Source organism: Rhizobacter sp. P3_C12, assembly GCF_056402735.1.
This window is the reverse complement of sequence record NZ_JBFUGW010000413.1, coordinates 1-4,018: the sequence shown is the minus strand read 5'-3', so window position 1 is coordinate 4,018 and position 4,018 is coordinate 1. Positions and strand designations below refer to the sequence as shown.

The 4,018-nt window shown below is 64.9% G+C and carries 2 protein-coding genes and 2 pseudogenes; 2 read left to right on the top strand and 2 right to left on the bottom strand.

Translation table 11 applies throughout. The features are described from left to right. Positions 1–1,278, top strand: a 1,278-nt coding sequence (locus tag AC1DXV_RS32240) for an ATP-binding protein (RefSeq protein WP_477937555.1), incomplete at its 5' end; no start/stop codon positions are given. Continuing rightward, entirely contained in the window at positions 1,275–2,705 is a 1,431-nt protein-coding gene (locus AC1DXV_RS32235) for an ATP-binding protein (RefSeq protein WP_477869374.1), read from the top strand. The genes AC1DXV_RS32240 and AC1DXV_RS32235, both read left to right, overlap by 4 nt. 162 nt (positions 2,706–2,867) lie before the next feature. Here AC1DXV_RS32235 and AC1DXV_RS32230 read toward each other — a convergent pair. Beyond that, a pseudogene (locus AC1DXV_RS32230) lies at positions 2,868–3,257 on the bottom strand (response regulator); the annotation flags it as partial. A 424-nt stretch (positions 3,258–3,681) separates the two neighbouring features. After that, positions 3,682–4,018 (bottom strand): annotated as a pseudogene (locus tag AC1DXV_RS32225) (glycosyl transferase family 51); the annotation flags it as partial.

Genomic DNA, 4,018 nt, shown 5'->3' with positions numbered 1-4,018 from the left:
CCCGAGCACTTCCCGGCGGGCGTCGACGAACGCGACCTGCTGCGGGCCCTGCTGGACAACTCACCGGATCACATCTATTTCAAGGACAGGCAGTCCCGCTTCATCAAATCGAGTGCGGCGCAGGCGCTCCAGTTCGGGATGGCGACACCCGACGGGTTGGTCGGCAAATCGGATTTCGACGTCTTCTCCGACGCGCATGCCCGGCCGGCCTTYGAGGACGAGCAGGAGATCATCCGCACCGGCCTGCCGATGGTCGGCAAGGTCGAGCGCGAGACCTGGATGGACGGGCGGCCCGACASCTGGGCGCTGACCACCAAGATGCCGCTGCGCAACCGCGATGGCGAGATCATYGGCACCTTCGGCATCACCAAGGACATCTCCGACCTGAAGGAAGCCGAGCGCCGSATCGGCGAGGTGCACCGGCAGCTGGTCGAAGCKTCGCGCCTGGCCGGCATGGCCGAGATYGCCACGAACGTGCTGCACAACGTCGGCAACGTGCTCAACAGCGTCAACATCTCCGCCGGCCTGATCGTCGATCGGCTKCGCGCCTCCAAGCTCAAGGGGCTCGCGCGTGCGGTCGGCCTGATGGACGAGCATGCCGRCGACCTSGGCGACTTCCTCACGCGCGACRCSCGCGGCAAGCTGCTGCCCGGCTATCTGCGCGAMCTGGCGCAGGCTCTGGAGGCCGAGCAGRCGGCCATYGCCGAAGAGCTCGGCCTGCTCGCCAGGAGCGTCGAYCACATCAAGGAGGTCGTGGCGACCCAGCAGTCGTATGCGGGCGCATCGCGCGTCGTCGAGTCYCTGAAGGTCGACGAACTGCTGGACGATGCATTGCGCATGAACGTCAGTGCCCTGACCCGYCACAAGGTCGAGGTCGTGAARCAGGTTCCCGACCTGCCCGCCYTGRGCCTGGACCGGCACCGCYTGCTGCAGATCCTGGTGAACCTGATCAGCAATGCCAAGCACGCGATGCGCGGTGCGCCACCGAACCACAGCGCGTGCATCACGTTGGGCGCCGCGCTGCTGGAAGSTGCYGGWGGKCGAGTGCTGCGCATCACGGTGGCCGACAACGGCGAAGGCATTGCACCCGAGAACCTGGTGCGCGTCTTCGTCCAYGGCTTCACCACGCGCAGCAACGGCCACGGCTTCGGCCTGCACAGCTGTGCCTTGGCGGCCCGCGAGATGGGCGGGACGCTGAGCGCGCACAGCGAGGGTGCGGGGCAAGGCGCCACGTTCGTGCTGGACATCCCGATCGACCCGCAGGAGGGCGATCGATGACACCCGGGCAGAACCGGCGGATCCTGCTGGTCGACGACATGCCGGCGATCCAYGAGGACTTCCGCAAGATCCTCGTGCCGCAACCGGTGCACGCGGGACTCGATGCCGCCGAGACGGCGCTGTTCGGAGACGAACCGCCGGCGGTGCTGAGCGTGTTCGAGCTCGATTCGGCCTACCAGGGSCAGGAGGCGGYGGGCCAGGTGCAGGCGTCGCTSGCCGCGGGCCGACCCTATGCACTGGCCTTCGTGGACATGCGCATGCCGCCRGGCTGGGACGGCGTGCAGACGATCGAGCGCCTGTGGCAGATCGATCCGCGGCTTCAGGTCGTCATCTGCACYGCTTACGCCGACACCTCGTGGGACGAGGTGCTGGCGACRCTCGACGTGCGSGACCGGCTGTTGATCCTCAAGAAGCCCTTCGACGCGATCGAGGTGCGCCAACTCGCGAACATGCTGACCGCCAAGTGGCAGATGACGCAGGATGCAGCGGCGCAGCTCACGCGGCTGGAAGACGCCGTGGCGGAGCGCACGCGCGAGATCACGAGCAGCAATGAGGCGCTGCAGGCCGAGGTGGCCGAGCGCAARCATCTGCAGGGGCAGCTGGTGCAATCGGAGAAGCTCGCCTCGATCGGCCAGYTGGCGGCCGGCGTSGCGCACGAGATCAACAACCCGATCGGCTACATCTTCTCCAATTTCGGCACGCTGGARGACTACCTCGGCAAGTTGTTCGAGRTGCTGGCTGCCTACGAGGCYGCCGAAGGCGATATCGGCCCYTCCGACGTCGCCGCSAGGCTGCGCAAGCTGCGCGAKGCGGTCGAGCTGGAATTCCTGAAGGAAGACATCCCGGTGCTGATGCGCGAGTCCAGGCAAGGCATCGTGCGGGTGCGCCAGATCGTGCAGGACCTGAAGGATTTCTCGCGCGTGGATTCCACGCAGGATTTCCAGTGGGCGGATCTGCACCAGGGCATCGATTCGACGCTGAACGTGGTCGCCAACGAGGTCAARTACAAGGCGGACCTGATCAAGGAATACGGCGTGATTCCAGACGTCGAGTGCCTGCCGTCGCAAATCAACCAGGTCGTGATGAACCTGGTGGTCAACGCGGCCCAGGCGATGGGCGAGGAACGCGGCCGCATCATGATCCGCACCGGGGTCGAGGCGGATGCCGGGCACGTCTGGCTGGARGTCGCCGACACCGGCTCGGGCATYCCKCCGGACACGCTCAAGCGCATCTTCGAGCCCTTCTTCACCACCAAACCGGTCGGCAAGGGRACGGGCCTCGGGCTYTCGCTGTCGTACGGGATCGTGCAGAAGCATCACGGACGCATCGAYGTCGAAAGCGTGCTGAACCARGGCACCACGTTTCGGGTGACGCTGCCGGTGCGCCGACCGGTCACATCGACTGAGGCGGAAGGCACGAGCGTCTGAGGCAAGACCCGTACTGATCGATGCATACGACTCAATGATCTGCATGAGTGGCGGCGTAGGGATTCGAGCGGCGATTTGAGTATGAGGTCATATTTGTTCCACGCATTTCGAACGCTATTTGAATAGAGTTGCAGGTGGTTTTCCTGGGCCGGCGAATGCAGGTCAATTCAGAGACGGCATGAGAACTTCCCTGTTCGGACCCCACTCCACATGGGTTAGACCGGGCTCCTGGGCCTCCAGTCGCCGACGCTCGGCTTCCTGCGCCGGCAGCTGGCCCTGCTGAACCCGCATCGCTTCGGCCAGTGCGGATTCTTCCTGCCCGGTCTGGGCGCGTTCGAGCGCAAGCTTCACGTCCAGGATGAGTTCCTCGTCGTTCCAGGGCTTGAGGATGTAGCGGACCACCTGCGCGTCGTTCATGGCGCGCACCAGCGTGGAGACGTCGGCGGAGCCGCTGGCGATCATCGGCACCACCTGGGGCTGGATGCCTCGAACGTCGCGCAGGAACGAAACGCCATCCTGCGGCGGCATGCGGAAGTCCGACACGACCACGTCGAACGAACGCGAGCCAGCGCGAGTTGCGTGTCGCTAAACGACTCGATGCGCGCCAGGTCGCGCAGCGGCACGCGCAGGGCACGATGCAGTGCCGCGAGCACGTTGAGCGTCTGCTTGAAGAGCAGCGCCTCGTCCTTGCGCTACCGATGTCTAGCCTCAGCACGACGCGCTGACCAGGGGTGATCGAGCGGAATCCAAAGTACTCCGGCAAATCGGGTCGCATATGCCGTTGAAAGCCCTGAACCTGGACCTTCACTCCAGAATCCAGGTGCAGATGCGCCATCAGACAGGGTTGACGCTTGGCCCAGACGAGTGCATCGAGAACACTTGAGTGCGATCCCCCGCCCAACCGAGGAAGTCAGTGCGGTACGTGCAGCTAACAGTGGCGTGGGCGGACTGTTCTCCACTGTCGTCTTTGGATGTGCTATTTCCGCCCGTCGATTTCGGAGTCGCAGCTGGCGCCATCGAGCAGCGACAACAAGGCAGGGGTCAGCGCCTTCAGCAGCTGCGCCGGCATGGCACTTGTGAACTTGTAGTTGGCGGCGTAGGGCTCGTGAACGTAGGCCATCATCGTGCCGAAGTAGCGGTCTCCGATCAGGAACACCAAGGTGGCCGAGCGGTCGACGATGCGTGATGAGATCAGCCTGCCGCCACGGCCGTAGGTATCGAAACGATGGTCGCCGGTGCCAGTCTTGCCACCGATCTCCACCACGCTGCCGTCACGTCGCACCAGCGCCCCCTTCAGTCGCTTCGCCGTACCT